Genomic DNA, 1,667 nt, shown 5'->3' with positions numbered 1-1,667 from the left:
GGCGAGGTCGGCCTCGGCGGCGGCGCCGGGGCCGTCGGTCTGCACGAGCAGGAACACCGCGCCTTGGGCGGCCAGGTCGGAGCCGGTGGCGGCGTCGACGGCGCGCACGGTGCGGGCATCGAGCAGTTCGGCGACGGCGGGCACGACCCCGGCGGCGCCGAGGGCGGTGACGGCGTCGACGGCGGCGTCGAGGGTGTCGAAGAACGCGGCGAGGGTCACCGGGTCCCGGGCGAGCGGGCGCAGCCGCACGGTCGCGGCGACGACGACCCCGAGGGTGCCTTCGGAGCCGACGAACAGGCTGGTCAGGTCGTAGCCGGCGACGCCCTTGACGGTGCGCCGCCCGGTGCGCAGCATCTCGCCGTCGGCGAGGACGACGTCCAGGCCGAGCACCGACTCGCGGGTGACGCCGTACTTCGCGCAGCGCAGCCCGCCGGCGTTCGTCGCGATGTTCCCGCCGATGGTGGAGATCGCGGCACTCGCGGGGTCCGGCGGGTAGCTCAGGCCGACCGCCTGGGCGGCGGCGTCGAGGTCGGCGGTGATGACCCCGGGTTCGACGACGGCGACGCTGTCCTCGGCGGACAGCTCGCGGATCCGGTTCATCCCGGCGACGTCGAGCACGATGCCGCCCTGTCCGGCGGCGGCACCGCCGGCCAGGCCGGTGCCGGCGCCGCGCACCGTCACCGGCACCCGTCGGGCGGTGGCGACCCGCAGCGTGGCCCGCACGTCGGCGACGTCGCGGGCGAAGGCGACGCCGAGGGGGCGCCCGCTGGGTATCCAGCCGGAGCGGTCGAGGCGGTGGGCGTCGACCACCGCCGGGTCGGTGCTCCAGCGTCCGACGGGCAGCGCGACCGCGAACGCCTCGACGACCGCCGGATCGGCCGCGCCGTCCGGTCCCACGCCGTCCGGTCCCACGCCCTCCGGTCCCACGCCCTCCGGCGCGACGTGCCCGGCGGGCATCGCCGCCGTGGCGCGCGCGGCGGCGGTGGCCGGGAGGTCGAGGCTCACGGGGCGCCGGTGGCCACGGGCCGGGCCGGGTCCGAGGACCAGGCCGACCAGGAGCCCGGGTAGAGGGCGGCATCGACGCCGGCGACGGCGAGGGCGGCGATCTCGTGGGCGGCGGTCACCCCGGACCCGCAGTACACCCCGACCCCCCCGGTGCCGGCCGGGACGCCGAGGGCGGCGAAGCGGGCCCGCAGGTCGGCGGGGGACAGGAACCGACCGGCGGCGTCGAGGTTCTCGCCGGTCGAGGCGCTGCGGGCGCCGGGGATGTGGCCCGCGCGGGGGTCGATAGGTTCCACTTCGCCGCGGTAACGCTCGGGTGCGCGGGCGTCGAGGAGCACCCCGTCGCGGGCGAGGGCGGCGGCGTCGTCGGCGTCGAGGACGGGCAGGTGCCCGGCGCTGAGCTCGACGTCACCAGGCGCCGGGATGATCTCCCCGGTTTCCAGCGGCAGCCCGGCATCGCGCCAGGCGGCGAGCGCGCCGTCGAGGATGCGCACGTCGGTGACTCCGGCCCAGCGCAGCAGCCACCAGGCGCGGGCGGCGGACAGCCCGCCGTTGTCGTCGTAGACGACGACCGGCTGACCGGCGCGCAGGCCCCAGCGGCGCGCGGCGGCCTGCAGGTCGGCGACCTCGGGCAGCGGGTGGCGCCCGGCGGCGCCACCGGGGGC

General features: G+C 78.6%; 2 protein-coding genes. Both read right to left on the bottom strand.

The window, feature by feature from the left end:
• Window positions 1–1,005, bottom strand: a 1,005-nt coding sequence (locus tag MXD58_RS27135) for an FAD-binding protein (RefSeq protein WP_250610761.1), incomplete at its 3' end; no start/stop codon positions are given.
• Window positions 1,002–1,667: sulfurtransferase (locus MXD58_RS27130; RefSeq protein ID WP_250610743.1), on the bottom strand; the 666-nt coding region annotated here is incomplete at its 5' end. The genes MXD58_RS27130 and MXD58_RS27135, both read right to left, overlap by 4 nt.

It is taken from the genome of Frankia sp. AgKG'84/4 (assembly GCF_023242965.2).
GTDB lineage: Bacteria > Actinomycetota > Actinomycetes > Frankiales > Frankiaceae > Frankia.
Note: the sequence above shows the minus strand (reverse complement) of the source record. Positions and strands in the feature narration are given on the sequence as shown.